The organism is Microbacterium bovistercoris (assembly GCF_003387575.1).
GTDB classification, from domain to species: Bacteria; Actinomycetota; Actinomycetes; order Actinomycetales; family Microbacteriaceae; genus Microbacterium; species Microbacterium bovistercoris.
Genome location: NZ_QUAB01000038.1, coordinates 56,287 through 83,166, shown reverse-complemented (window position 1 = coordinate 83,166; position 26,880 = coordinate 56,287). Strand labels below are relative to the sequence as shown.

Genomic DNA, 26,880 nt, shown 5'->3' with positions numbered 1-26,880 from the left:
AGACGACATTGTCATAACAGCTATAACCAGGTAGCTATGAACGAGTACAACAAGACTGTGGTGTCGAGAATGCTGGGGACTGTTTCCGGGCTCGAGGGCGGCGTTTGCAATCTTGAGGAGGCGCAACGCGCCCTGCAAGATGCAATTTCGCTGCTTGAGAACGACGGGTCGGGAGTTGCTGACGCGATTCGACGGGCAGAAGCAGACCTCGAAACGATTCTCTTCGGAACTCTGTTGGAGGAGCATGTTCTTTTAGCGAATGCCCGGATAGTGGCGCTCGCGCGAGAACTGCGAGACATGTAGTTGCACGACAGTGCTTGACCAGTTAGGAATTCGACCATGACGCCGGATGACTCGGACAACATGATGCATTCCAACCTGACTTTCTTGGGGAAACTATTGGGCCTTGGATTTATGTGGGGCCCCGAGAGGTGGGCGCTGGGCGAGTTGTGCCTTTGTTCTTTTACGAAACCCTGGGCGTGAATGCATGTGTTCGGAAGTTGCGAGGGTGGAAAATGCGCGACACGCCATCGCTCATGAGCGAGTTTGGGGCGGCGTTACAGTTCTTTGATGACTTCGGGGAAAATTGGTATGCACTAGAGGAGTGTCTTTGCTATCTGGATGAATGGCTTCCCGCCGACGCATACGTACTCGTAGTGGAGCGTTCCGAGGAAATTCTTTCGCGAGACGATGACGGACTTCGCGCATTGATGACGACCATAAATGCGGCTGGGTCTTTCTGGTCGAAACCTGTAATTGACGGTCCTGAGCAATATCGGAGACCGGCGCGGCCATTTCACGTGCTTATGCTTCTCGGGGAGGGGCAACTTCAATCGTCGGAGCGCTTGTTGCGGGCGGCGGAAGCCGTCGGCGTTCGAGTGCTTGAGGGACATTCAAATGGCCTCGAGTCGTAGCGCGCAATCCGAGGCGCCGTGGGTCGACGTTCACGCAGGAGGCGCTGCGCACATACAGCCGCAACGATGCCGGGATTATCACCAAGGCGGTCACCGCGGCCGCATCCCACGCGGATGACACCCAGTGCTTCAGTTATGGGCCGTTGCAGGCGATGACTGCTGCGTGGGCGTCGGCGACCAGTGATTGTGTGGCGGGGCCGACGGGTGCGCTTGGGGGGCCTGCGCCGTATTCGGCGCAGTACACGGTCGATCCGGTCACGGGGAACCGGACGGCGAGCACGGTGAAGAACGGCGTGAGTGGTACCCCGACCGCCTCGACGTACTCGTATCCGGCGGCTGGAGCTGCGCGTCCGCATGCCGTGACTCAGGTCTCGGCCACGACGGGTTCTTCCACGGTCACCGACGGGTATCAGTACGACGCGTCGGGGGCGATGACCACGCGTGCCGGGCAGGCGGTCACGTATGACGAGTCGGGCCGTGTCAGCTCGGTGGTGGATGGGACGAAGACCGAGAAGAGCATCTATACCGCGGATGGGCAGTTGCTGCTGCGGTGGGGCGGCTCTGACGGGGCATCGCTGTTCCTGGGGGACACGGTGCTGCGCATGGTCGGGACGACGACGACCGGTGTGCGGTCGTATCAGGTCGCGGGGATCAGTGTCGCCGAGCGCACCTCCGGTGCCGGGGGCGGGTTGTGGTGGCTGTCCCCTGATCCGGTGGGAACGGTCGGGTTGCAGATCAACGCGGCCACCGGGGTCGTCACTCGTCGGTGGATGGATCCGTACGGTGTCGCCCGGGGCGGGGTGGCGGTCTGGTCGTCGAACTTCGGGTATCTGAATCAGCCGGTCTCGGCGACCGGCCTGACCCAGCTGGGTGCTCGGGCGTACGATGCGGGGCTGGGGAAGTTCATCTCGGTTGACCCGATCCTCGACACCGGCGACGCGCGTCAGATCAACGCGTACGCGTATGCGATCAACTCGCCGGTGTCGTTCGCGGATGCGTCCGGGTTGTTCTTCCGGGCGGAGTCGTTGAGTGGTGCATCCGCGCCGATGTCTCACAAGAAGACCACCAGTACGACCACGACGAAGCAGGCGGGTCCTGGTGGCGGGCCGAAGGCGGTCTCTGACGCACCACCCGCCGCCGGCAACACCCGCAAGGCCGAGGCGGCGTGGAGCATCACCAACTGGGACTCGAACTCGCCGATGTTCACCGAAGCGAACCCGTACGGGGACGGTGGTGCTGCGGCCGAGGCGATCGGTATCACGGCACTGGTGGCAGCGGGAGTTGTCTGTGTCATCGTCAGCGCCGGGGCATGCATTGTCGCCGGCGTGGTCATCGGCGCGGGTACGAGCCTGGCGCAGTACACGGTCACCACCGCGCCAGAGGCGCGCACTTTCGAGGACGGCGCATACGCCACCACCCTCGGCGCCGCGTTCGGAGGAGCAGGCGTCGGCGTCGGACTCGCCACCAACAGACTCCTGGTAGGGGCGGCCGCGAAGCATGCTGACGCAGGGGCCGCCGCAAACAGCAGATCGGCGCTGGTGCAGGCATCGGACGCGGCGTTCAAGGCGGCTGATGATCAGGCTTCGATCTTCGTCAAGAACAAACACCTGGCGTCCGCTACCGGAAACGGAGCCAAGTTTGCATCCGACGACATCGGGCAAGTTCAGGGCTGGATCTCGCGTGGCTTGAAATCTGATGCGGCCGTGTTCCTGCCAAACGAACTCGATGACACTTTCCGAGTCGTCGTTCCGGGTGGCGGCGTCATCGGCACCAAGGGTCAAGAGTTCATCAGGGTGATTGTCACCGGAGACGGCCGCGTCATCAACGCTTTCCCAGTGAATGTAAGGTGACGACGTGGAACTGACCTACGACGGCCTCCGCACTGACGAACTGCAGGGCACTACGCAAGCGGACTACCTCATCGCGTTCGACGCCCACCTTTGTCTCGTGGAGAGCGCGACGACTATCTTCGACGAGCCAGGATTTCCGGTGGTCGAGTTGGCTCGTAGCCTGCTTCTCTGGCTCCGGGATCCTGCGCGGGGTGACTTTGAATTCGACTCAATGTCGTACGAGGAACGGGGCGTCATCTCCATCTGGAAGGTCGCCGCGGGGTGGGCAGTAGGCTCCGTGCTTGCTCCAGGTGCTCGAACCACACCCGCGGATTGGCGCGTCGTCGATGAGTGCTGCCGGCGCTTCATCGCGCGAGTCGAAGCCGATCTTGGCACCCTAGGGCTTGATCCTGTCGAGGTGCTCCGACGGTGATGGCATTCCCCGTATCGCTGGCGGTGTCTTGGCCGGCATGGGTGCGGGTGGCTGGACCTGTCCGCGATGCATTTCATTCTGACCTTCTTGCGGGAAACTGCTGGGCCTTGGATTTATGTGGGAGCGCGAGAGGTGGGCGCTGGGCGAGTTGTGCCTTCGTTCTTTTACGAAACCGGCTCTTCGCAGTTGAGGGTGTAGTCGAGTTCGGCGGCTGGTTCGCGGATAGGCGTCGAGGTCTTCCAGGACGGAAGTTTCTACACCGCTCATCCACCGACCGTGGGCGCCGCTGAGCGAGTTCCGCCGCCTGTCGCCGCACCGGAACCGGGCGATGGCGTAGACTTGTACGCGGATTCCCGCCCGAGCGCATCTGCTGCGCATCGGCGCCGGCGATCCGGAGGTCGCGGGGGCAACGGCCCGAGTGCGCAGTCGTCATGCGAATACGCATCCGGTCAGGCCCGTGCCGGCAGCATGCCGCCCGCGGACGACAGGTACGGCCGAGCATCCTCGGCACGGATATCTCAGCTCAGGAGGAGCATGCCGACCACGGCGACCGCCGCCCCGCGGCGAAAGAAGACTTCCCGGCGCGATGACGAGGCGCCTCTGATCCCGATCCTCGCCCGCAAGGTGCGCGAGATCGAGGCGAAGGCCCAGCGCGGAAAGCTCGGGCCCACCAATCGAGTGAAGTTCCAGGTCATCGCTTTCCTGGTGCGCGAGGAGCGCGCCAGGGTGAAGGCCGACCAGGAGCTGTCCGATGCCGCCCGTGCCGAACTGCTGAAGCGACTCGACGGCGTGGCGACCATCCTCGCGAAGACCGCGGCGCGTGACACGTCGCTGATCCAGCTGCTCGAGGCCGACCAGGCCACGAGCCCTGTGGCCAAGCGGATGCGTCGTGACTGGCTGCTCGAGTCCGGCGCGGAGCTCGCCCCGGAGGAGCTGGTGATCACCGACGTCGCGCCCGTGAAGACCACGGTGGTCGTGCCGGCCGCGCTCGCCGAGAAGCAGGTCACGCCGCCCTCGGTGGAGTCGCGACAGCTCGCCAACCCGTTCCTCGCGCCGGATCTGACGCCGCGTCCGGCCTCCACGCCGCGCCGCCGCCTGGACGGCTGGGAGCTGATGGGCCCGCTGTACAAGGCGTTCGAGTCCGGCGCCGGTGGGGGAGCCGCCACCATGGAGCTGCCCCCGGTGCCAGAGTACGACCACATCTCGCCCAAGGGCCGTGAGGTCATGGTGCACCAGTCGCGCTTCATCGAGTCGGTGCGCGCCGGCCACCGCAGCTTCCTGCTCGCCGATGAGCCGGGTCTCGGCAAGACCGCGCAGTCGGTGCTCGCGGCATCCGTCGCCGAGGCGTACCCGCTGCTGGTCGTCGTGCCCAACGTCGTGAAGATGAACTGGGCCCGCGAAGTCGAGCTGTGGACCCCGCAGCGCCGTGCGGCCGTCATCCAGGGCGACGGCGCCGACATCGACGCCTTCGCCGACGTGTTCATCGTCAACTACGAGATCCTCGACCGGCACCTGTCGTGGCTGAGCTCGATCGGCCTGAAGGGCATGGTCGTCGACGAGGCGCACTTCATCAAGAACCTCTCCTCGCAGCGGTCGCAGAACGTGCTGGCGCTTGCCTCCCGCATCCGCGAACGGGAGCGGAACCCGCTCATGCTCGCCCTCACCGGAACCCCGCTGATCAACGACGTCGAGGACTTCGACGCGATCTGGCGCTTCCTGGGCTGGACCAACGGCGAGAAGCCGGAGCCGGCGCTGATGGACAAGCTCGACGCCACCGGGCTGACCCCGGCAGACAAGTCGTTCTACGCCGAGGCGCGCGAGGCCGTCATCTCGATGGGCATCGTGCGGCGCAAGAAGAAGGACGTCGCCGCCGACCTGCCCGACAAGCTCATCGCCGACCTGCCCGTGCAGCTGGACGACGAGTTCGGCCGCGGGATCCGCGAGGCGGAGCGCGAGCTCGGTCAGAGGATGGCGGCGAAGTACCGCCGCATCGTCGAGGCACGCGCTGCTGCGCACGGCCCGGCCGAGGCCGGCGAGATCGACGAGGACATCGTGCGCCTCGTCGCGCACAACGAGCTCGAGGAGTCCAAGGCCGCGGGCACCGGTGGGGACAACGTCTTCACGATGGTCCGCCGCATCGGCCAGGCCAAAGCGCAGCTCGCAGCCGACTACGCCGCTCAGCTGCAGCGCTCGGTCGAGAAGGTGGTGTTCTTCGCCAAGCACATCGACGTCATGGACCAGGCCGAGGCGCACTTCGCGGCAACCGGCATCAAGGCCGTCTCCATCCGCGGCGACCAGACGACCCCGGCCCGCCAGGCGGCGATCGACGCCTTCAACACCGACCCCGAGGTGGGGATCGCGGTGTGCTCGCTCACCGCGGCCGGCGTCGGCGTGAACCTGCAGGCAGCCTCGAACGTCGTGCTCGCCGAGCTCAGCTGGACCGCTGCGGAGCAGACGCAGGCGATCGACCGCGTGCACCGCATCGGTCAGGACGAGCCGGTCACCGCGTGGCGCATCATCGCCGCGCACACGATCGACACGAAGATCGCCGAGCTCATCGACCAGAAGCAGGGCCTGGCCGGCCGCGCGCTGGACGGCGAGAACATCGAGCAGGGCAGCGTGGAGTCCGTGCAGCTCGGCGCGCTCATGCACCTGCTGCGGGAGGCGCTGCAGGGCGCCTGACGTCACAGGCCGTTCAGAGGGCGTTAAGAACAGTTGTTCTTGACGCCCTCTTTCGTTCAGGATCAGCGGCGCGTCGCAAGATCGCGGTTTCAGCCCGATACGGCCCGCAAGATTCCGGGTTTTCGCGTGATTCGAATGGCATCGGATGCCGCCGCCCACTAGGGTCGGATGCAGGCAGCGTCGCCTTTACCCTTTCCCCCGAAGCACGAAGGCAGCAGCATGAAGATCGGCATTCTGACCAGCGGTGGCGACTGCCCCGGACTGAACGCAGTCATCCGCGGCATCGTGCTCAAGGGCACCACCAGCTACGACCTCGAGTTCGTCGGCATCCGCGACGGCTGGCGCGGTGTGGTCGACGGCGACTTCTTCCCGCTCACCAGGCACGAGGTCAAGGGCCTCTCCAAGGTCGGCGGCACGATCCTCGGCACCAGCCGCACCAACCCCTACGAGGGCGAGCGCGGGGGAGCGGAGAACATCGCGAAGACCCTCTACGGCCACCGCATCGACGGCATCATCGCGATCGGCGGCGAGGGCACGCTCGCGGCGGCCGACCGCCTCGCCAAGGACGGCATCAACGTCATCGGCGTGCCGAAGACCATCGACAACGATCTGCGCGCCACCGACTACTCGTTCGGCTTCGACACTGCGGTCAACATCGCCACCGAGGCGATGGACCGACTGCGCACCACCGGTGACTCGCACCAGCGCTGCATGGTCGCCGAGGTCATGGGCCGGCACGTCGGCTGGATCGCCCTGCACGCCGGCATGGCAGCCGGCGCGCACGCCATCCTCATTCCCGAGGTGCCGCAGACGCTCGACGAGATCGCCGCGCTGGTCACCAGCGCACACGATCGCGGACGCGCGCCGCTCGTCGTCGTCTCGGAGGGCTTCAAGCTCCAGGGCATGGACGAGGCTTACAGCGACAAGGGCCTCGACGCGTTCAACCGCCCCCGCCTCGGCGGCATCGGCGACCGGCTGGCCCCCGAGATCGAGCGCATCACCGGCATCGAGACGCGCGCGACCATCCTCGGCCACATCCAGCGCGGCGGCTCGCCCTCGGCATTCGACCGCGTGCTCGCCACCCGCCTCGGTCTGCACGCCGCCGACGCGATCGTCGACGGCGCCTGGGGGCAGATGGTGGCCATGCAGGGCACCGAGATCGTGCGCGTCCCGTTCGAGGACGCACTGGGCGAGCTGAACACCGTGCCCCTGCACCGCTACGAAGAGGCCGCAGCACTCTTCGGTTGAGCAGTCGGGGCCGGCGCGCGGCGCCGGCCCCGGCGGCTCAGTCCGCGAGTCCGAAGCGGTCCAGCATCCAGGCCAGCGCGAACGCGCGCTCCCGCCACGCGTTGTAGCGTCCGCTCACACCGCCGTGCCCGGCGGCCATCTCGCACTTCAGCAGCACCTCGTCGGCGCCGGCGAAGCGCAGAGCCGCGACCCACTTGGCCGGTTCCACGTACAGCACGCGGGTGTCGTTGATCGAGGTGATCGCGAGGATCGGCGGGTAGGCGGCATCCGGCCTGATGTTCTCGTACGGCGTGTACGACTTCATGTACCGGTACACCTCGGGGTCGTGCAGCGGGTCGCCCCACTCGTCCCACTCGACCACCGTCAGCGGGAGCGAGGGATCGAGGATCGACGTCAGCGCGTCGACGAACGGCACCTCGGCGAGGATGCCGGCGAACAGCTCTGGTGCGAGGTTGGCGACCGCGCCCATCAGCAGGCCCCCGGCGCTGCCGCCCTCGGCGATCATCCTGTCCGGCGTCGTGACGCCCGCATCCACCAGGTGCTGCGCGCACGCGACGAAGTCGGTGAACGTGTTGCGCTTGCGCAGCATCTTGCCGTCGTCGTACCAGTGGCGGCCCATCTCGCCGCCGCCGCGCACATGCGCGATCGCGAAGACCACGCCGCGGTCGAGCATGGACAGGCGCATGGGGGAGAAGCCCGGGTCCATCGACGACTCGTACGATCCGTAGCCGTACAGGTGCACCGGGCGGGGCTCTGCGCCCGGCTCGCCGAACGAGCGGCGCCACACGAGTGAGATCGGCACCTGGGCGCCGTCCTCCGCCGTCGCCCATAGTCGGCGCTGGTCGTAGTCGGCGGGGTCGTACCCGCCGAGCACCGCCTGCTGCTTGCGCACCAGACGCTCACCGGTCGCGACATCGAGGTCCATCACGGTCGAAGGGGTGATGAACGAGACGTAGCCCATCCGCAGCAGCGGGGCATGCCACTCCGGGTTACCGGAGAACCACGACGAATACAGCGGCTCGTCGAACTCCAGCTCGTCGAGCACGTCATCCCCGTAGGAGAGCAGTGCGATCCGCCCCAATCCCTCGCGGCGGTACTCGACGGTCGCGAAGTCACGGAAGCAGTCCACCTCGAGGATGCGGCGACCCGGCGTGTGCGGCAGCACGACGCGACGCTCGCCCTGCGGGTCGGATGCCGGCACGGCGACGAGCTCGAAGTCGAGGGCGCCGTCGTTGTGCAGCACGTAGAGCACGTCCTCGCCATCGATCACGGCGTGGTCGATCTCGTACTCGACGCCGTCGCGGCGCGGCCAGATCACCTGTCCGCCGGCGGTGAGGTCGGCGAAGTCGAACAGGTGCGCCTCGCTGGTGATCTTCGAGCCCATCTCGACGACCAGGTACTTCTTGCTGCGGGTGATGCCGGCGCCGAGCCAGAATCGCTCGTCGGGCTCGTGGAACAGCTTCACGTCCTCGGCCACCGGGGTGCCGAGCCGGTGCAGCCACAGCGTGTCCGGTCGCCACGCCTCGTCACGCGTCGTGTACAGCACCGCGGTGCCGTCGGGGGTGAAGAAGGCCTGGGCGGTGTTCTCGATGACATCGTCGAAATCGGCGCCCGTCTCCAGGTCCCTGGCGTGCACGGTGTAGAGCTCGTCGCCCTCGACATCCACCGACCACAGCATTCGCGTGCCGTCATCGGAGACGTCGAAGGCGCCGAGCGAGAAGAACTCGTGCCCCTCGGCCTCGACATTGCCGTCCAGCAGCACCTGCTCGCCAGGCACGGGCTCGCCGGGAATCAGCTTCGGGGGAGTCCAGTCGTCGCCGGATGCCGCGGTGCGGCACTGGATGCCGTACTGCGAGCCCTCCTCGGTGCGGCCGTAGTACCACCAGCCGCCCTGGCGCGTCGGCACCGAGAGATCGGTCTCCTGCACCCGCCCCTTGACCTCCTGGAACAGGCGGTCGCGGAGCGCATCGAGGTGGGACGTCCGCTGCTCGGTGTACGCGTTCTCGGCCTCGAGGTGGGCGATCACCTCTGGGTCCTCCTTGGCGCGGAGCCACTCGTAGGGGTCCTCGAAGGTGTCGCCGTGGTGGGTGCGGGGCGCGGGGCGGCGCGCCGCTGCGGGTGCGCTCGTGGTCTGCTCGGTCACCCTTCCACGCTACCGGGCGCGAGTTGACCGAGGGGGAGCGGGGTGGGAGGATTCAGAAGGGCCGATTAACGGATCTGATACCCACGGTGAACTCTTCGTTCGTCACGCCGACTCCGTCGGCACTGTCTCTGCATCTTCAACGAAAGCGACCGGTGGAAACCGCAGCCCTCATCGTCGTGCTGGTCATCGCGCTGGCACTGTTCTTCGACTTCACGAACGGCTTCCACGACACCGCCAATGCGATGGCCACGCCCATCGCCACCGGTGCTCTCAAGCCCAAGACCGCTGTGCTTCTGGCCGCGGTGCTGAACCTGGTCGGCGCGTTCCTGTCCACGGAGGTCGCCAAGACCGTCTCGGGCGGCATCGTGCGCGAGGATCAGATCGACCACGGTCTGCTGCCCTCGCTGATCTTCGCGGGCCTGATCGGCGCGATCACCTGGAACATGCTCACCTGGCTGCTCGGTCTGCCCTCCAGCTCGTCTCACGCGCTGTTCGGCGGCCTGATCGGCGCGACCCTGGTCGGCGTCGGCGTCGGCGGCATCAACTTCGGCGTGGTGCTGTCGAAGGTCGTGCTGCCCGCGCTCATCGCACCGGTCACGGCCGGTCTGATCGCGTTCGCCGCGACCAAGGTCGCCTACGGCATCACGCGGCGCTACGACGGCAAGCCCGATGGGCGCTCCGGCTTCCGCTGGGGACAGATCTTCACCTCGTCGATGGTCGCGCTCGCGCACGGCACGAACGACGCCCAGAAGACCATGGGCGTCATCACGCTCGCACTGATCACCGTCGGCTGGCAGACCGGCGACCCGGGCAGCGAGGACTATCACAACCCGGAGTTCTGGGTGGTCGTGGCCTGTGCCTTCACCATCGCACTGGGCACCTACCTCGGGGGCTGGCGCATCATCCGCACCCTCGGCAAGGGCCTCACCGAGGTGAAGCCGGCGCAGGGCTTCTCCGCCGAGAGCTCGACGGCCGCCACCATCCTCGCCTCCAGCGCCTTCGGATTCGCGCTCTCGACCACCCAGGTCGCGTCGGGCTCCGTCATCGGCTCCGGTCTCGGTCGTCGCGGCTCCACGGTGCGCTGGCGCACGGCTGGACGCATCGGCCTCGGCTGGCTGCTCACGCTGCCTGCAGCCGGCGCCGTCGGCGCCATCGCCGCACTCCTGGTCGTCTGGCTGGACGGCTGGGGAGTCATCATCGACGCCATCGCGGCCGTCGTCATCATCGTGGGCCTCTTCCTGCGCTCCCGCAGGAACGCGGTCACCTCGTCGAACGCGATGAGCGATGTCGCCGAGTCGGGTCTCGCCGTCGACCAGCCGGAGGTGCCCGGCCCCACCCGTCGCACCAGCCGCATCGAGCTCATGCGTGCCCTGGAGCGCGCGGAGCGCAAGGCCGACGAAGCCGAACGTGCTGCGCAGAGGGCCAAGAAGCTGAAGAAGAAGGGCGGAACGCCCAGCGAGGTCAAGGCGGCGCGCAAGGCAGCCGAGCGCGCCGCGCAGAAGTACGCCGAGGCCGATCAGGCGGCCAAGGAGTGGGAGGCGCTCAGCGGCAGCCGCCGCAAGCGCGCCGAGCTCGCCGAATGGGACCTCGACATCGATGAGCAGGAGGACGCACGATGAGCGTCGAGATCGACTGGATCGCCTTCGGCTACGTCTTCCTCGCGGCGCTGATCGGTGCCGTCGCGATCGTGGCGTTCTACTCACTGGGTCTTCGCATGCTGGTGCGCGCCGGGCGCATCCCCGTGGTCTCGCCGGCGGAGTTCACCGACGCGATCACCGTGCTCACCGAGAAGGAGATCCGCCGTGCCGAGAAGCAGGCGGCGAAGGCGGCGAAGAAGAGCCCGTTGACCGACGCGCAGAAGTCGCTGGCCTTCGTCGCGGCGATCGCCTGCTTCGTGCTCTGCGGCGCAGCGGTGCTCGGCGGCATCACGCTGATCGTGATCGGACACTGACCGCCCTATCATGAGGGCATGACCGCCCTTCCCGCGTTCGGTCGTCATGAGGCGGCGTCGCACACGATCATCCATCTCAGCGACCCGCACTTCCTCGCCGGGGGAGCACGGCATGCCGGCGGAGCCGATTCCGACGCCAATCTGGCCCGCACGCTGCAGGCCGTGCGTCGCGTGCATCCGGCACCGTCGGCGATCGTCGTCACCGGCGACCTCACCGACTTCGGCGAGCCGGATGCGTACCGCCGTCTGCGCGCGGCGCTGGAGCCCGTGGCGGCCGAACTCGGCTGCCCGATCGTCTGGGTGGCGGGGAACCATGACGAGCGGCCGGCGCTGCGGGCCGAACTGCTCGACGCCGAGGCGACCGAGGAACCCGTCACCGGAGTCTGGGATCTCGACGGCCTGCGCCTGATCGCGCTGGACTCGAGCGTGCCCGGATGGCATCACGGCGACCTCGACGGCGCGCAGCTGGACTGGCTCGCCGGGCAGCTGCGCACGCCTGCCCCGCACGGCACTCTGCTGGCGCTGCACCACCCGCCGCTGCCCTCGCACCTGCCGCTGTTCGACATCCTCGAGCTGAGGCACCAGGACGAGTTCGCCGACGTCGTGCGAGGCACCGACGTCCGCGGCATCCTCGCGGGGCACCTGCACTACTCGTCGTCCGGCGTCTTCGCCGGGGTGCCCGTGAGCGTCGCCTCGTCGACGTGCTACACGATGAACGTCGCCCTGCCCGCGGTCGAGGTGAACGGAACGGATGCCGGACAGTCGTTCCACTTGGTGCACGTGTACCCCGACACGATCACGCACACCGTCGTCCCTGTGGTCGACGCGCCCACCGGGGACTACTTCTCGGAGGAGTGGGTGCGCGAGATGGCAGCGCTCACCCCGGAGCAGCGGCTGGAGGCGTTCTCGCGCAAGCCCCCGGCGTAGACTGGGAGCATCCCCCGCTTCCCGTACTCGCCGAACACCCCACAAGGATGTGACATGGCCGCTGACGCGCCTGCCCGCACTCGCACCGAGACCGATTCGATCGGAAGCATGGAGATCCCCGTGGACGCCTATTACGGTGTGCACACGCTCCGTGCCGAGGAGAACTTCCCGATCACGAAGCGTCCCATCTCGGTGTATCCCGATCTCGTCAAGGCACTCGCGATGGTCAAGCAGGCCAGCGCGCGCGCGAACAGGGAGATCGGCGTTCTCGACGCCGAGCGCGCCGACCTCATCGACCGCGCCGCGCAGCGGGTGATCGACGGCGAATTCCACGACCAGTTCGTGGTCGGCGTCATCCAGGGCGGCGCCGGCACCTCGACGAACATGAACGCGAACGAGGTCATCACCAACATCGCGCTCGAGATGGCCGGGCGCGAGAAGGGCGACTACGACTTCCTTTCGCCCATCGACCACACCAACCGCAGCCAGTCCACCAACGACGTGTATCCGACCTCGGTGAAGATCGGCCTGTCGCTCACCCTGCGCTCGCTGCTCGAGGAGCTCGATCTGCTGCGCGGCTCTTTCCTGAAGAAGGGTCACGAGTTCCACGACATCCTCAAGGTGGGCCGCACCCAGCTGCAGGACGCCGTGCCGATGACCCTTGGTCAGGAGTTCCGCGGCTTCGGCGTGACCCTGGGCGAGGACCACAGCCGTCTCACCGAGAACGCGTCGCTGATGTTCGAGATCAACATGGGCGCCACTGCGATCGGCACCGGCATCACCACGCACCCGGGTTACGCGCCGGCGGTGCTGAAGCACCTGCGCGAGATCACCGGTCTCGACCTGCAGACCGCGGGCGACCTCGTCGAGGCGACCAGCGACACGGGTGCGTTCATGTCGTTCTCGTCGTCGCTGAAGCGCAATGCGATGAAGCTCTCCAAGATCTGCAACGACCTGCGTCTGCTCTCGTCGGGTCCGCAGGCCGGGCTCGGCGAGATCAACCTGCCTGCGATGCAGGCGGGGTCCAGCATCATGCCCGGCAAGGTGAACCCGGTGATCCCCGAGGTCGTCAACCAGGTGGCGTTCGCCGTCGCCGGCGCCGACATGACCGTCACGATGGCGGCCGAGGCGGGCCAGTTGCAGCTGAACGCCTTCGAGCCGGTCATCGCGCACTCGATCTTCCAGTCCATCACCTGGATGCGTCAGGCGATGTGGACGCTGCGCGTGAACTGCGTCGACGGCATCACGGCGAACACCGACCGTCTGGGGGCCATGGTGGGCGCCTCGGTCGGCGTCGTCACCGCGCTCACCCCGTTCATCGGGTACGCGGCATCCGCCGCACTGGCGAAGACGGCGCTGCTGACGGGCCGCAACGTCGCCGACCTCGTCGTCGAAGCCGGACTGATGTCGCGGGAAGAGGTCACCAAGCAGCTCTCGCCTGCGCGCCTGTCCGGCCTGGAGGCCATCACCGCCGCGATTCCGGTGATCGCCGCGGAAGACGACTGAGCGACCTGCGCCATAGGCTGTCCACCATGACCTCCGGAGGACAGCCGCCCGCCTACGGTCCGCCGCCCGCACAGGGCGGCGGACCGCACGCGTATCAGCCGCCGCGACCGACGTACCCGTCGGCGCTGGCGAAGAACCCGACGCGCCTCGCGCCGCAGGCTCCGGTCGCCCCGGCGCCTGGTCCGGCGCTGCCCGCGCTGCCGACGCCGGTGCGCAAGGGCAGGACGATGTCGATCTGGGTCTTCGGCGTGCTCGCCTTCGCCCTGCTGCAGCTGATCGGGTACTTCGTGAACGCGCTCGGCACCGGGGCATCCGTCCTCGGCCTGATCCTCGCGCTCGTTCCGCTGTCCATCGTGCTGCTCGGCGTGTGGTTGATCGACCGCTGGGAGCCCGAACCTCGCAGTCTGGTGGTGTTCGCGCTGGCATGGGGAGCGATCGGCGCCGTCGGTATCGCACTGCTCGTCGACCGTGGCCTCGGACTGGTCTTCGGAGATCGTCCGGACGGCCTCACCGCGGTCGTCCAGGCCCCGCTGGTCGAGGAGATCGGCAAGGGTCTCGGCGTCTTCCTGATCTACGTCTTCGCCCGCCGGGCCTTCAACGGTCCGGTCGACGGCGTGGTGTACGGCGCCTTGGTCGGAGCGGGGTTCGCATTCACCGAGAACATCCAGTACTTCGCGATCAGCGTGCACGAGGGCGGCGGGCAGCAGCTCACCGCGACGTTCGTCGTGCGCGGACTGATGTCGCCCTTCGCACACGCCATGTTCACCTCGCTGACCGGCTTCGCCATCGGAATCGCCGCGCGACGCGGGGCGAGCGCCGAGAGCGCGTTCGGCACGGGATGCATCGGAGTGCTCGGCGCCATCGCGCTGCACGCGCTGTGGAACGGGTCCTCGCTGTTCGGGGACTTCTTCCCGCTCTACCTGACGATGCAGGTGCCCCTGTTCGTCGGCTTCATCCTGGGCATCGTCGGGCTGCGCCGCGAAGAGGCCAGGCTGACGAGGGAAAGGCTCGGGGACTATGCGAAGGCGGGATGGTTCACGCCCGAGGAGGTCACGATGCTGGCCACGCCTGCGGGGAGGAGGACGGCGATGAGGTGGGCGTCGTCGCTGCGCGGTGATCGCCGACCGCTGATGAAGTCGTTCATCCGCGATGCGACGGAGTTGGCCGCGGTCCGGCAGCGGGCGATCACCGGTCATGACAGGTTCGCGGCGGCCGACGAGCACGCCCTTCTCGTGCGCACTCGCGCGACGCGGGCGGCGCTGCTGGCGTACTGAACCCTTGACAGTCGCAGAGGTGTGAGGCACCCTGGGTACAGATCAACTCAGCGCCCGGATTCGCTTGCAGGCATCGCCGCAGCACCGGGCGCTGAGTCTGTCTCCACGATCGTGTTCGCTCTCGGCAAGCCCCCTCGCGTTGACCGTGCGCGGGCCGTCCGGTTACATGGAGGCATGACAGATCGCACAAAGCCAGAGTTCGACGCCCCCGCAGGCCCGGCTCCCGCGGAGCTCGTCATCCGCGACATCATCGCCGGAGACGGTGCCGAGGCGAAGCCCGGCGACACCGTCACCGTGCACTACGCCGGTGTCGAGTACGACACCGGCGAGGAGTTCGACTCTTCGTGGGGTCGCGGCGAGACCATCCAGTTCCCTCTGCGCGGCCTGATCCAGGGCTGGCAGGAGGGCATCCCCGGCATGAAGGTGGGCGGACGCCGCGAGCTGGTCATCCCGCCGCACCTGGCTTACGGCCCGGCGGGTGCCGGTCACTTCCTGTCCGGGAAGACGCTGATCTTCATCATCGATCTCGTCGCCGTCGGCTGACAAGTACTCCGAGACCCTCGTCCGCACTGTGCGGGCGGGGGTCTCTGCACTGTTCGGGATCCCTTTCCCATTCTCGGGAATACATCCATTTGCATGTAAGTTGTAACCCGTGTCGCCGATCGGCGGCAACGACTTCCCCAAGGAGCAGCATGAGCACCATCGACGTCCCCGGCTACCGCGCCGGCACCTGGAACCTCGACCCTTCGCACAGCGAGGTCACCTTCAGCGTTCGCCACATGATGATCTCGAAGGTGCGCGGCAGCTTCGGCGTGAAGAGCGCGACCCTGATCGCCCCCGAGAACCCGCTCGAGGCGAAGGTCGAGGCCAGCGTCGATGTCACCTCGATCGACACCAACGACGAGAACCGCGACGCGCACCTGCGTTCCGCCGACTTCTTCGACGCCGAGAACCACCCCACCATGGACTTCGTGTCGACCGGTGCTCGCGTCGAGGACGGCGACCTGTTCGTCGACGGCGACCTGACCATCCGCGGCATCACCAAGCCGGTCAGCTTCGCGCTGGACTTCGGCGGCTTCGGCACCGACCCGTGGGGCAACTACAAGGCCGGCGCTTCCGCCACCGCGACCATCAACCGCGAGGACTTCGGCCTCACCTGGAACCAGGCCCTCGAGACCGGCGGCGTCCTGGTCGGCAAGGACATCAAGATCAACCTCGACCTGCAGGGCTCGCTGCAGGCCTGATCGCCTCACATCGAAGGGTGCGGATGCTGCGGCATCCGCACCCTTTCCGCGTCCTCACGCCTCCCGGCGCCGGAGTCGCAGGCGATCCTGCGCCAGCAGGATGCCGGCGAACACGATCAGCGCCCCGACCGGCTCGTTCCAGCTCACCTGCTCGTGCAGCACGAGCACGCCGAGCGTCACTCCGACCACCGGGGTGATGTAGGTCACCGTCGACGCGCGGGTCGGGCCCCAGGCGCGCAGCACGTTCTGATTCCACACGTAGGCGAGCCCGGTGCCCAGGAAGCCGAGGAGCACGACGGCCAGGACGATCCCCGCGTCGAGTCGCACCGGCGTGAGCACCAGTACGGGGGTGAGCAGCAGCATGATCGCCGCGGCGAGGCCGATGTTCAGGAACGAGAACACCAGGGCGCTCACTCCGGAGTCGGCGAGGAAGCGGCGCATGTAGGCGAAGCTGAACCCGTAGCAGGCCGTCGCGCCGAGGATCGCCAGCTGCGCGCCGATGCCCTGGGTGGCGTCCATCCCGCTCCAGGGGGCGATGATGACCATCACGCCGAGGATGCCGATCAGGATGCCGGCGATCTGCCCCGGCTTCAGCCGCTCGACGCGCAGCACCGCCCAGGCCATGATCGCGGTCATGATCGGCGTCGTCGCGTTGTAGATGCTGGACAGGCCGGAGCTCACGTGCTGCTGCGCCCACGCGAAGATGAGGAACGGCACGACGCAGAACGTCACGGCGACGACCGTCAGGTGCATCCAGATGCGCCCCGTCGTGGGCAGCCGATCGCGGCGCAGGACGACGAACAGGCCGAGCGCGAGGGCGCCGAGCAGCAGCCGGGACCAGGCCACCTGCGCGGGTGAGATCCCGCCCAGCGCGACCTTCATGAACAGGAAGCTCGAGCCCCACACGATCCCGGTGAGGACGAACTGGATCACGATCGACGCGGTCTGCGGGCGCGTCGTGGCGGCTTGCGGGGGAGCAGTGGTCGAGGTCACTCCCGAACTCTATTCACGCCGGCGACCGACGAAGGCGGGTTCCGGATGCGACGTCCGATATCCGCCGATGAACGGCAGGATCCCGTCGCGGGGAACGGATCAGGGCACGGGATCGGCGGCGTCGTACGCCGCGAACCGGGGGTTGCGCCGCGCCAGCAGCGCCACCAGCCCGATGACCAGGAAGCCGCCGAGCAGCGGCGGGAACCACAGTGCGGTGAACGTCGCGAGCGTGCCGGCGTAGAGCGCACCCACGCGCGGCCCGCCGGCGACGACGATGATGAACACTCCCTGGAGTCGTCCGCGCATGGCATCGGGAACAGCGGCCTGCATCATCGTGTTGCGGTAGATCGAGCTGACGTTGTCGCAGGCTCCGGACAGTGCGAGGGCCAGGCACGCCGCGACGATGAGACCGACGTTCGGCGCCTTCTCCGTCGCCGGCGAGAGGAACGAGCCGATGAGCAGCACCGCGCCGAAGAGCACGATCGAGAGCCCGTAGGCCTGCACGGCTCGTTCGATGCCGCGGCCGTGCCAGCGGTACTGCACGACCCGTCCCGAGAGCAGGCTGGATCCGAACGTGCCCACGGCGACGGCCGCGGTGAGGATACCGGTGGTGAACGCGCCGCCGCCGAGGATCACCGTGCCGAGCGCGGGGAACAGCACCAGCGGCTGGCCGAAGGTCATCGCCAGGATGTCGCAGAGGAACTGCATCCGGATGTTCCCCGCGCGGCGCAGGAAGCGCCAGCCGTCGGCCAGCGAGGCGAGTCCGGGGCGCACGACCTCGCCCTCCGGCACGAGCGAGGGCAGGGTCCACAGTCCGAGGAACATCGCGAGCATCAGTACGACGTCGATCGTGTAGGTCCAGCCGTAGCCGGTCAGCGCGACGAGCAGGCCGGCCAGTGCCGGGCCCGCCATAACAGTCAGCCCGAAGGCCACGCCGTTCAGAGCGGATGCGGCGGCCAGCTGCTCACGGGCGATGAGCCGGGGGACGATCGCCGTGCGGGTCGCCATGCCGACCGAGTTCGCCGCTGCGATGGTCATGCTCAGCCCGTACAGCCACCAGATCGTCTCGGTGCCGGTCCAAGTGAGCACGGCGAGCAGCGTCGTCGCGGCGAACGTCACGGTCGCCGCGATCAGTGCGACCCTGCGACGGTCGAAGGCGTCCGCCAGCATTCCGCCGTAGAGCCCGGCGAGGATCATCGGCACGAGCCCGGCGACGGCGATCATCGACACCGCGAAGGTGCTCTGCGTGAGCGTGAACACGTGCAGCATGACGGTGACCACGGTGAGCTGCCCGCCGATGCCGGCCAGCGTAGAGCCGATCCACATCCGCGCGAACGCCGGGCTCGCCCTGAGCGGCGAGAGGTCGATGAAGTGGCTCACGCGGAAGATCCGTATTGCATCATCCGAGCGTATCGGAGGGGGGAGTGCACGCGGTCCGCGGGCGGTGCGGATCACTGGTAGACTCTTCAGGTTGCCGTTAGATCGGCCGCGGATAAAGAGAGCTCGCGCATCAGGCGCCGGGCACCGCGCAACGAGTGAGAGGGGATCGAATCTATGGCACTGGAAGCAGACGTCAAGAAGGCGATCATCGAAGAGTACGCGACGCACCCCGGTGACACCGGATCCCCCGAGGTGCAGGTCGCGATGCTGACGCAGCGCATCAAGGACCTCACCGAGCACCTCAAGGAGCACAAGCACGACCACCACTCGCGTCGTGGCCTGTTCCTGCTCGTCGGTCAGCGCCGTCGTCTGCTCGGCTACCTCCAGGACGTCGACATCGAGCGCTACCGCTCGCTGATCGAGCGCCTGGGTCTGCGTCGCTGAGCACAGCACGCGTTCCAGCGTTCAATCGCGCAGAACATTCTTGAGAAGGCCTCCCCACGGTGTGGGGAGGCCTTCGTCGTACCCGGCGACCGGCGCGCGCCCGTCAAGCGGCGATCAGCGAAACGGGCCGGCGCCGGATGACCAGCGCCGTGCACGCGCTGAGTGCGACGGCGAGGCCCGCCATGGCCAGGATGCTGGCGGTCCATCCGCCGGTCGCATCGTGCAGCAGGCCGAGCAACAGGCTGCCGACGCCGGCGACGGCGTAGCCGACCCCCTGCGCGATCGCCGACAGGATGCCCGCGGACGGCGCGTCGGCGGCGAGGCTGACCAGCAGCCCCATCGCCAGCCCGAAGCCCGCGTTCTGCACGATTCCGAGACAGGAGACCACGGCGGTGTCCATCCCCGAGCTCAGGCCGAACCAGGCGAACCCGCCCGCCATAGCCAGCCCCAGTCCCGGACCGAACCAGCTGAGGGTGCCCCTGCGGCGGGCGATCACCGGGGCCAGCAGCGAGGGGATCAGGCCGATCAGGCTGAACCAGCCCAGCAGCCAGCCCGCCGTGGCGGGATCCGTGCCGCGTTCGGCGAGCATCAGCGGCAGCCAGGTGGTGACGGCGAAGTACAGCAGCGACTGCAACGAGAACACCGCGGTCATGATCAGCACGGTCATCCGGTTGTCGCGGGTGATGGCGATCCGAGGCCGGTGCTGCTCCGCCACGCCCGTGCCGCGCCCGACGAAGAGCAGCGCGGCCGCTGCGACGACCGCGAGCACCGCCCAGCTGGCGAGCGCCTGCGCCGTGCCACCGAGGATGTGCTCCAGAGGGACGGAGAGTCCCGCGCCGAGGGCGGCGCCGACGCCGAAGGACATCGTGCTCAAGCCCACCCACAGTCCGGAGGCGCCGAGCGACTTCAGGAACGGCGGGATCAGCGTCGCGCCCATCATGATCGCCGCGCCGGCGATGAAGGTGCCGGGTACCAGCATCCAGCCCTCGGTCACGCGCAGCGCCAGGGCGACGGCGAGCACGACCATCGCGACCAGCAGTGCCCGCGCGGTGCCGATCCGGCGGGCCAGCATGGGGCCCAGCGGCGCGGTCACCCCGAACGCGACGATCGGCAGGGTCGCCAGCACACCGGTGCCCGCGTCGCCCAGCCGGAACAGGGTCGAGACGTGATCGAGCAGCGCGGAGAGCGAGGTGATCGCCGGGCGCAGATTGATGCCGACCAGCAGGGCGGCGCCGAGCGCGATCGCCCGTGCCGCCCGCGGGTCCTCAGACCGCGACGACATGCAGACCGTCGGCGACGATCCGTCCGTCGTGCAGCACGGTGCGGTCGGAACCGCGGTCCATCACGGCGCTGGACGGCGTCTCGCCGTCCACGACGACCAGGTCGGCACGGTCACCGACGGCGACGCCGGGGCGGTCGCCGACGCCGGTGACGCGCGGCGTGTCGTGCGACATGATGCTCGCGCCGCCCATGGTCGCGACTGCGAGAGCGAGTTCGATGTGGTCGTCGCGGCGGTAGCCGTTCGTGAACGCCAGCTGCCAGGTGCGGTCGAGCATGTCGCAGTTGCCGTACGGGCTCCAGTAGTCGCGCTGGCCGTCCTCGCCGAGCCCGAAGCGCACGCCCGCCTCCACGAGCTTGATCAGCGGCAGCTGGTTCTTCGCGGACGGGGCGACGGAGGCCATCGAGATGTCCAGCTCGGCGAACGTGTCGATCAGCCGCTGCGTGGTCGCCTCGTTCACGCCGCCCAGGTCGTAGGCGTGCGACATGGTGACCTTGCCCTGCATGCCGAGCGCCCGGACGCGCTCGATCACGAGATCGGTGCTGAACACGCCGAGGGCGCCTGGTTCGTGCAGGTGGATGTCGATCTCGACCTGGTACTTCTCGGCCAGGCCGAACACGATGTCGAGGTGCTTCGCCGGGTCGCGGTCGAGCTCACACGGGTCGATGCCGCCCATCACGTCGGCGCCCTGCTTGAGCGACTCCTCGAGGTACTCGACGGTGCCGGCCTCGCGGAGGATGCCCGCCTGCGGGAACGTCATCACCTGCACCTCGGCATGATCGGCGAACTTCTCCTTCGCCGCCATGACGGAGTCGAACTTCTCCAGCTTGCAGTCCACGTCGACCTGCGCGTAGGTGCGCACCCGGGTGGTGCCGCGGGCGATCATCGCCTCGAGGGTGCCGGCGACGATCTCGGCGTGCGGGACGTCGGTGTTGCGCCAGTTCTCGCGGTCGTTCATCATCATGCCCCACACGCCGGGGCGGCCGGTGTGCTCACGGAACGGCAGGCCGATGCGCGAGGAGTCCAGATGCACGTGCACGTCGCTGAACGAGGGGAGCAGCAGGCGCCCACGGCCGTCGACATCGCCTTCGGCGGCGGGAGCAGCCGGGTCGTGTGCGCGGATCGCGGCGATGCGGTCGCCGTCGAGGAGGACATCGGATGCGGCTTCGCCCCACGGGCGCACGTTTCTGATCAGCACGATTCTGGTATACCAGATCAGGGCGGAAGGGTGCCGGCGTTCCCGAATGCCTCACCGGCCGTCTGTGCCGGATCAGGCCCCGACGAGGTCGGCGTGGTGGATCGCGGCCACGTCAGGGTGCGCGCGCAGCCGGGACTTCAGGGCGTTCTCGCCGTACAGCGCGTGAATCGGGTTCGACGGATCCTCGGTGACGCCGCGCGCCTCCGCGGCGAGATCTTCGGGCAGCTCGATCAGGGGCAGCCGTGAGTCCAGTGCCGGGTTGAAGAAGAACGGGATCGAGATCCGCTCGTCCGGTGCCTTCGGCGAGATCACGCGGTGATCGGTGGCCTTCAGGTAGCCGCCGGTGGCGTACTCGAGCATCTCCCCGATGTTCACGACGAACGCGCCGGGCACGGGCGGAGCATCGACCCACTGTCCGTCGCGTCGCACCTGCAGGCCCCCCTTGCCGGGCTCCACCCACAGCAGGGTGAGCACGCCGGAGTCCTTGTGCGCCCCGACGCCCTGCTGGGGCTCGGGGTCGGCCTTGCCGGGATACCGCACGATCTTGATCAGCGTCTGCGGTTCGCCGAAATGGTCGTCGAAGTATGACGGCTCTGCGCCCAGGGCCTCCGCCCAGGCGCGCAGCAGTCTGCGGGACACCTCGGACAGCGCGGCGTGCCACTCCGCGACCACGTCGCGCAGTTCGGGCTGCGCCTCGGGCCACAGGTTGGGCCCGACCAGGCGGTTGAAGGCGGGGCCTCCGTCGACCGCCTCGCGCTCGGGGCCGATGTCGATCTGCTCGCGCCAGTCCACCCGGCCCTGCGTGCGCTCGCCGCCGATGCGGGTGTAGCCCCGGAAGTGCGGGCTCTTCACGTTCTCGATCGAGAGCTTGTCCGTCTCGGGCAGGGCGAAGAAGTCGCGCGCGGCGCGGTGCAGGCGATCCTCGAGCTCGGGGGAGACCCCGGTGCCGGTCAGGTAGAAGAAGCCCACGTCGTGCGTGGCCGCGCGCAGGTCTGCGCGGAACCGTGCGGCGGCCTCGGGCCCGGCATCGAGGCGGGAGAGGTCGAGGACGGGGAGCGAGAGTTCGGCCATGGCTCGACGGTAGACGCGCTTTCTCGCGACGTCATCAATGTTGCGCAGGGTTACCCGGGTGCTACAGTGTCTTAGGTAAGGCACTCCTTACCTACCCGTATACCTCGGAGTCTCCCCGCGTGTTCGCATCACTCCTCATCGGCCTGCGCGAAGGTCTGGAAGCTGCTCTGGTCGTCGGCATCCTCGTCGCCTATCTCAAGCGGATCGGCCGCGCTGACGTCCTGCCCAGGATGTGGGCGGGCATCGGCCTGGCCGTGGCCCTGTCACTGGCCATCGGCGCTGTGCTCACCTTCGGCGCGTACTCGCTGGCGCCGGGCGCCCAGGAGCTCATCGGCGGCCTGATGTCGCTGTTCGCCGTCGCCATGGTGACCTGGATGATCTTCTGGATGCAGAAGGCCGGGCGCACGATGAAGGCCACGCTGGAAGGCGGCCTCGACCGCGCGCTCGCACAGGGCGGGCTGTGGGCGCTGGTCGCGATCGGATTCGTGTCGGTCGCCCGTGAGGGCATCGAGACGACTCTGCTGCTGTGGTCGATGGTGCAGTCCTTCGGCAGTGCGCCGCTGGCGCTGCTCGGTGCTCTGATCGGCCTCGCCATCGCGATCGTCGTCGGCTGGCTGCTCGCCCGCGGCGCCGTCAGGCTCGACCTGCGCCGCTTCTTCGCCTGGACCGGCGGCTTCCTCGTGATCGTCGCCGCCGGAGTGCTCGCCTACGCGATCATGGACCTGCAGGAGGCCGGCGCGCTGCCCGGCCCGTTCACCGCGGCGGCGCCGATCGATCCCGAGACCGGTGCCGTGGCCATCGGTCTCGCCGCGTTCCCGTTCGGCTGGGCGTTCGACCTCAGCGGCGCCATCGCCCCGGACGGCACTGCGGCCGCGATCCTGCAGGCGACCCTCGGCTTCACGCCGCGGATGACCTGGCTGCAGGTCATCGCCTGGGCGCTGTACATCGTGATCGTCGGCGCGTTCTTCCTGCGCGGACTGCCGCGCCGTCGGGGCGCGAAGGGATCGGATGCCGCGGCAGCCGCATCCGCGTCAGCGCAATCCCCGAACGCGAGCGGTGCCGAGCCCGCGTCCTCCACCGGAAATCCCCTCACCACTACCGAAGGAACAGCATGACCTCGTCTCCCCGCGTCCTCGGAGCTCTCGCTGCCACCGGCGCGGCCGCGCTCCTCCTCAGCGGCTGCGTGGCCAAGGCCGACGCCGACCCGTCCGCCGCGCTCACGGTCTCATCCACCGCGTCGGACTGCGCCGTCTCGGCAGGAACCGCGAAGAGCGGCACCTTGACGTTCGACGTGAAGAACGCCGGCGACCAGGTGACCGAGTTCTACCTGCTCGCCGATGACGGGCTGCGCATCGTGGGCGAGGTCGAGAACATCGCGCCGTCCGCCTCGCGCACCCTCACCGTCACCGCGCAGCCGGGTGACTACTTCACCGTCTGCAAGCCGGGCATGGTCGGCGACGGCATCGGCAAGTCCGCGTTCACCGTCACCGGTGACCGCGTCGCGGTGAACGGCCCGGACGCCGAGCAGAAGCAGAAGGCCGTCGACCTGTACGCGGCATTCGTCAAGGATCAGGTCGGACAGCTGGTTCCGGCAGTCGATGACATGGTCACCGCGTACGAGAGCGGCGACGACGCGAAGGCGAAAGAGCTGTTCGCGACCACTCGCGCGTACTACGAGCGCATCGAGCCGGTCGCCGAGGCGCTCGGCGACCTCGATCCGCGCATCGACTACCGCGAGGTGGATGCCGTCGCCGAGGGACTGGACTGGACCGGCTTCCACCGCATCGAGAAGGATCTCTGGGTACCGGCGAAGGATGCGCTGAACGCCGACGGGGAGACCCCGGCGTGGCAGGACTGGGCGCCGTCCACGACCGAGCAGCGCGGCGAGTTCGGCGATCAGCTGATCGCCGATGTCCAGGAGCTGTACGACTACGTGCACTCCGACGACTTCGTCAGCAACCTCGAGGACCAGGGGATCGCAGGCGTCTCCAACGGAGCGATCGCCCTGCTGGACGAGGTCGCCACCGGCAAGATCACCGGTGAGGAGGACTGGTGGTCGCACACCGACCTCTACGACTTCGCGGCGAACGTCGAGGGCTCGAAGATGGCGTTCTCGCTCGTCAGCGACTTCGCCGCCGCCCAGGGCGATGACGGAGCGGCCCTGGTGGACGAGATCGAGACCGGCTACGCCGACCTCGAGGCGGCTCTCTCCCAGCACGGCTCGCTGAAGGACGGCTTCGTCGCGTTCACCGATCTGACCGACGCGCAGAAGCGCGAGCTCGTCGACCTGATCAACGCGCTGGCCGAGCCTCTCTCGCAGCTCACCGGCACCACGCTGTCCTGACGTGGTCGATCACCAGGACGCGCAGCCGGCGGAGGAGCGATCGCCGGATGCCGGCGCGTCGCGGGGGCTGAGCAGGCGCGGCCTGCTCGGCCTCGCCGTGGGCGGCGGCGCTGCAGCGCTCGCGGTCGGAGCCGGTGCGGGATACGCGGTCGCGTCCTCCCGGTCCGGCGCAGGCGAGGCACGACCGTACGACTTCTTCGGCGAGCACCAGGCCGGCATCGTGACCCCGGTGCAGGAGCACCTGCACTTCGCATCCTTCGACATGATGCCGCGCACCGACCGTGCCGACCTCATCGAGCTGCTGCAGGACTGGACCTACGCCGCATCCCGGATCACCCAGGGACTCGACGTGTCGGCCACGGGTGCGGTGGGCGGTTCGCCCGAGTCGCCGCCCGATGACACGGGTGAGGCGCAGGGGCTGCCCGCCAGCGGGCTGACCGTCACGATCGGCTTCGGACCGACGTTGTTCGAGAAGGACGGCGAGGACCGCTACGGCATCCGTGACCGACGCCCGGCCGCGCTCGAACGGCTGCCGGCCTTCCTCGGCGACGACCTCGTGCCGGAGTCGTCAGACGGCGATCTGTGCATCCAGGTGTGCGCGGATGACCCGCAGGTCGCCGTGCACGCCGTTCGCAATCTCAGCAGGATCGCGTTCGGACGGGCGCGGCTGCGCTGGTCGCAGCTCGGCTACGGCAAGACCTCGCGCACGACCGCGGATCAGCAGACGCCGCGCAACCTGTTCGGGTTCAAGGACGGCACCGCCAACATCCTCGCCGACGACACCGCCGCCCTCGACGAGAACGTCTGGGTGGCGGCATCGGACGAGCCGTCCTGGCTCGCCGGAGGCTCGTACCTGGTCGCCCGCAAGATCGCGATGCTCATCGAGACCTGGGACCGCGTGCGGCTCTCCGAGCAGGAGAACATCTTCGGCCGGGAAAAGGGCGAAGGGGCGCCGCTCTCGGGCGGGTCCGAGTTCACCGAACCGCGGCTCGCGAAACTCGACGCGAACAGCCACGTGCGGCTGGCGCACCCGGACACGAACGGCGGCACCCGTATCCTTCGCCGCGGGTTCAACTACGTCGGCGGCAACAACGCGCTCGGCCGGCTCGACGCCGGACTGTTCTTCCTCTCCTACCAGCGGGACCCGCAGCAGTTCGTCACGCTGCAGCGCAGCCTCTCCACTGATCTCATGAACGAGTACGTGCGGCACGTGGGCTCCGGGCTGTGGGCCATCCCGCCCGGCGCAGCCGCCGGCTCCTACGTGGGGGAGTCGCTGTTCGCCCAGTAGCCCCGCCTCAGGACGCCTGGTCGATCAGCGCGACGATCTCTTCGTATCCGGCCTGTTCGGCAAGCTCGCGCGGCAGCGCGCCGTTGCCGTCGGCGATGCTCGGGTCGGCGCCGGCATCGAGCAGCAGACGGATCGTCTCGACGTGATCGTCTGAGCCGTTGCCGAGCACGATCGCCTCGAGCAGCGCGGTCCAGCCCAGATCGTTCACGTGGTCGAGCGGCACGCCCGCCTCGATGAGGATCCTCGTCGTCGAGACGTGTCCGTGCTCGCCCGCGGGGATCAGTGCGGTCCCGCCATATCGATTGGTGCTGGTGACGTCCGCGCCGTGCTCGATCGTCGCGGTGAGGATCTCGTCCAGCCCCTCCGCCCCGGCGTAGAGGAAGGCGGAGTCCTCCATGTCGTCCTTCGCATCGGGATCCGCACCGGCGTCGAGCAGGATCAGCGCGATGTCGGTCTGCTGGTCCTTGGTCGCGGCGACCAGGGGAGTGGCGTCGCCGTCACCGCGCGCTTCGAGATCGGCGCCGTCATCGATCGCGGCGCGGACCGCGTCGGCGTCGCCGTCGTCGACCGCCTGCCAGAGTGCTGCGGTGGCGCCGCCCGCCGGTGCCGAGTCGGACGCCGGCGACGACGAGCACGCGGTCACGAGGAGGGCGACGGCTGCGAGCGCGGCGGCCAGGGCCGCCGTCATCCCTGCCTTGCGGGGGCTGCGCGATGGCGAAAGACGAGGATTCA

General features: G+C 68.3%; 24 protein-coding genes. 17 read left to right on the top strand and 7 right to left on the bottom strand.

Translation table 11 applies throughout. The features are described from left to right. The 6 genes from DY023_RS07530 to DY023_RS07505 form a co-directional block, all read left to right on the top strand. A partial coding sequence (locus tag DY023_RS07530) for a hypothetical protein (RefSeq protein ID WP_220347255.1) occupies positions 1 to 303 on the top strand: 303 nt, incomplete at its 5' end. 113 nt (positions 304 to 416) lie between these two features. Further along, positions 417 to 914, top strand: coding sequence for a barstar family protein (locus tag DY023_RS18455; RefSeq protein WP_425453440.1), 498 nt, complete (start codon positions 417 to 419; stop codon positions 912 to 914). Positions 915 to 1,195: 281 nt separating this feature from the next. Continuing rightward, positions 1,196 to 2,764, top strand: a complete 1,569-nt coding sequence (locus tag DY023_RS07520) for an RHS repeat-associated core domain-containing protein (protein ID WP_181905760.1) — start codon at positions 1,196 to 1,198, stop codon at positions 2,762 to 2,764. A gap of 4 nt (positions 2,765 to 2,768) precedes the next feature. Beyond that, positions 2,769 to 3,176 carry a DUF7878 domain-containing protein gene (locus DY023_RS07515; protein ID WP_116241726.1) on the top strand — a complete coding sequence of 136 codons (408 nt, stop codon included), beginning with the start codon at positions 2,769 to 2,771 and terminating at the stop codon, positions 3,174 to 3,176. A gap of 534 nt (positions 3,177 to 3,710) precedes the next feature. Then, a complete protein-coding gene (locus DY023_RS07510) occupies positions 3,711 to 5,858 on the top strand; it encodes a DEAD/DEAH box helicase (protein WP_116241725.1) in 2,148 nt (715 codons plus the stop codon). A gap of 219 nt (positions 5,859 to 6,077) precedes the next feature. Then, positions 6,078 to 7,106, top strand: a complete 1,029-nt coding sequence (locus tag DY023_RS07505) for an ATP-dependent 6-phosphofructokinase (RefSeq protein ID WP_116241724.1) — start codon at positions 6,078 to 6,080, stop codon at positions 7,104 to 7,106. A gap of 37 nt (positions 7,107 to 7,143) precedes the next feature. Here the strand turns inward: DY023_RS07505 and DY023_RS07500 are convergent, their stop codons facing one another. Then, on the bottom strand, positions 7,144 to 9,249 hold the full coding sequence (locus tag DY023_RS07500) for a S9 family peptidase (protein WP_116241723.1): 2,106 nt from the start codon (positions 9,247 to 9,249) through the stop codon (positions 7,144 to 7,146). Between the two features lie 152 nt (positions 9,250 to 9,401). Here DY023_RS07500 and DY023_RS07495 point away from each other — a divergent pair, with 152 nt between their 5' ends. The 7 genes from DY023_RS07495 to DY023_RS07465 all read left to right on the top strand — a co-directional run bounded on the left by DY023_RS07495 (position 9,402) and on the right by DY023_RS07465 (position 16,151). Continuing rightward, complete coding sequence (locus DY023_RS07495) at positions 9,402 to 10,868, top strand: inorganic phosphate transporter (RefSeq protein WP_116241722.1); 1,467 nt, start codon at positions 9,402 to 9,404, stop codon at positions 10,866 to 10,868. Further along, positions 10,865 to 11,200: a peptidase gene (locus DY023_RS07490; RefSeq protein WP_116241721.1), complete on the top strand. Its 336-nt coding sequence runs from the start codon at positions 10,865 to 10,867 to the stop codon at positions 11,198 to 11,200. The genes DY023_RS07495 and DY023_RS07490 overlap by 4 nt, the downstream gene beginning before the upstream one ends. 18 nt (positions 11,201 to 11,218) lie before the next feature. Further along, positions 11,219 to 12,127, top strand: a complete 909-nt coding sequence (locus tag DY023_RS07485) for a phosphodiesterase (RefSeq protein ID WP_116241720.1) — start codon at positions 11,219 to 11,221, stop codon at positions 12,125 to 12,127. Between the two features lie 54 nt (positions 12,128 to 12,181). After that, complete coding sequence (locus tag DY023_RS07480; protein ID WP_116241719.1) at positions 12,182 to 13,633, top strand: aspartate ammonia-lyase; 1,452 nt, start codon at positions 12,182 to 12,184, stop codon at positions 13,631 to 13,633. Between the two features lie 26 nt (positions 13,634 to 13,659). Then, on the top strand, positions 13,660 to 14,907 hold the full coding sequence (locus DY023_RS07475; RefSeq protein WP_116241718.1) for a PrsW family intramembrane metalloprotease: 1,248 nt from the start codon (positions 13,660 to 13,662) through the stop codon (positions 14,905 to 14,907). 174 nt (positions 14,908 to 15,081) lie between these two features. Continuing rightward, entirely contained in the window at positions 15,082 to 15,450 is a 369-nt protein-coding gene (locus DY023_RS07470) for an FKBP-type peptidyl-prolyl cis-trans isomerase (protein WP_116241717.1), read from the top strand. A 149-nt stretch (positions 15,451 to 15,599) separates the two neighbouring features. After that, the gene (locus tag DY023_RS07465; protein WP_116241716.1) at positions 15,600 to 16,151 is read left to right on the top strand and encodes a YceI family protein; all 552 of its coding nucleotides are present in this window, start codon (positions 15,600 to 15,602) and stop codon (positions 16,149 to 16,151) included. 54 nt (positions 16,152 to 16,205) lie between these two features. Here DY023_RS07465 and DY023_RS07460 read toward each other — a convergent pair whose 3' ends face one another. Both DY023_RS07460 and DY023_RS07455 read right to left on the bottom strand, forming a co-directional pair. Continuing rightward, complete coding sequence (locus tag DY023_RS07460; RefSeq protein WP_245958627.1) at positions 16,206 to 17,144, bottom strand: DMT family transporter; 939 nt, start codon at positions 17,142 to 17,144, stop codon at positions 16,206 to 16,208. A 99-nt stretch (positions 17,145 to 17,243) separates the two neighbouring features. Beyond that, positions 17,244 to 18,470: an MFS transporter gene (locus tag DY023_RS07455; protein WP_116241734.1), complete on the bottom strand. Its 1,227-nt coding sequence runs from the start codon at positions 18,468 to 18,470 to the stop codon at positions 17,244 to 17,246. A gap of 228 nt (positions 18,471 to 18,698) precedes the next feature. Between DY023_RS07455 and rpsO the strand changes: the two genes are divergently transcribed. Further along, positions 18,699 to 18,968, top strand: a complete 270-nt coding sequence (rpsO, locus tag DY023_RS07450; RefSeq protein ID WP_116241715.1) for a 30S ribosomal protein S15 — start codon at positions 18,699 to 18,701, stop codon at positions 18,966 to 18,968. A gap of 103 nt (positions 18,969 to 19,071) precedes the next feature. Here rpsO and DY023_RS07445 read toward each other — a convergent pair whose 3' ends face one another. The 3 genes from DY023_RS07445 to DY023_RS07435 all read right to left on the bottom strand — a co-directional run bounded on the left by DY023_RS07445 (position 19,072) and on the right by DY023_RS07435 (position 22,516). Continuing rightward, complete coding sequence (locus tag DY023_RS07445; RefSeq protein ID WP_116241714.1) at positions 19,072 to 20,250, bottom strand: MFS transporter; 1,179 nt, start codon at positions 20,248 to 20,250, stop codon at positions 19,072 to 19,074. Continuing rightward, complete coding sequence (locus DY023_RS07440) at positions 20,234 to 21,445, bottom strand: amidohydrolase family protein (protein WP_116241713.1); 1,212 nt, start codon at positions 21,443 to 21,445, stop codon at positions 20,234 to 20,236. The genes DY023_RS07445 and DY023_RS07440 overlap by 17 nt, the downstream gene beginning before the upstream one ends. 72 nt (positions 21,446 to 21,517) lie before the next feature. Further along, a complete protein-coding gene (locus tag DY023_RS07435) occupies positions 21,518 to 22,516 on the bottom strand; it encodes an isopenicillin N synthase family dioxygenase (protein ID WP_116241712.1) in 999 nt (332 codons plus the stop codon). A 119-nt stretch (positions 22,517 to 22,635) separates the two neighbouring features. Here DY023_RS07435 and efeU point away from each other — a divergent pair, with 119 nt between their 5' ends. From efeU to efeB, 3 genes are read left to right on the top strand one after another with little or no spacing between them, the layout of a single operon-like run. Continuing rightward, positions 22,636 to 23,631 carry an iron uptake transporter permease EfeU gene (gene efeU, locus DY023_RS07430; RefSeq protein ID WP_116241711.1) on the top strand — a complete coding sequence of 332 codons (996 nt, stop codon included), beginning with the start codon at positions 22,636 to 22,638 and terminating at the stop codon, positions 23,629 to 23,631. Further along, positions 23,628 to 24,860, top strand: a complete 1,233-nt coding sequence (gene efeO, locus DY023_RS07425) for an iron uptake system protein EfeO (RefSeq protein ID WP_116241710.1) — start codon at positions 23,628 to 23,630, stop codon at positions 24,858 to 24,860. Before efeU ends, efeO begins: the two co-directional genes overlap by 4 nt. Before the next feature lies 1 nt (position 24,861). Continuing rightward, positions 24,862 to 26,148, top strand: coding sequence for an iron uptake transporter deferrochelatase/peroxidase subunit (efeB, locus tag DY023_RS07420; RefSeq protein ID WP_116241709.1), 1,287 nt, complete (start codon positions 24,862 to 24,864; stop codon positions 26,146 to 26,148). Positions 26,149 to 26,155: 7 nt separating this feature from the next. On the opposite strand, the gene DY023_RS07415 is transcribed toward efeB, so the two are convergent. Next, the gene (locus DY023_RS07415; RefSeq protein ID WP_116241708.1) at positions 26,156 to 26,836 is read right to left on the bottom strand and encodes an ankyrin repeat domain-containing protein; all 681 of its coding nucleotides are present in this window, start codon (positions 26,834 to 26,836) and stop codon (positions 26,156 to 26,158) included. Positions 26,837 to 26,880 lie beyond the last annotated feature (44 nt).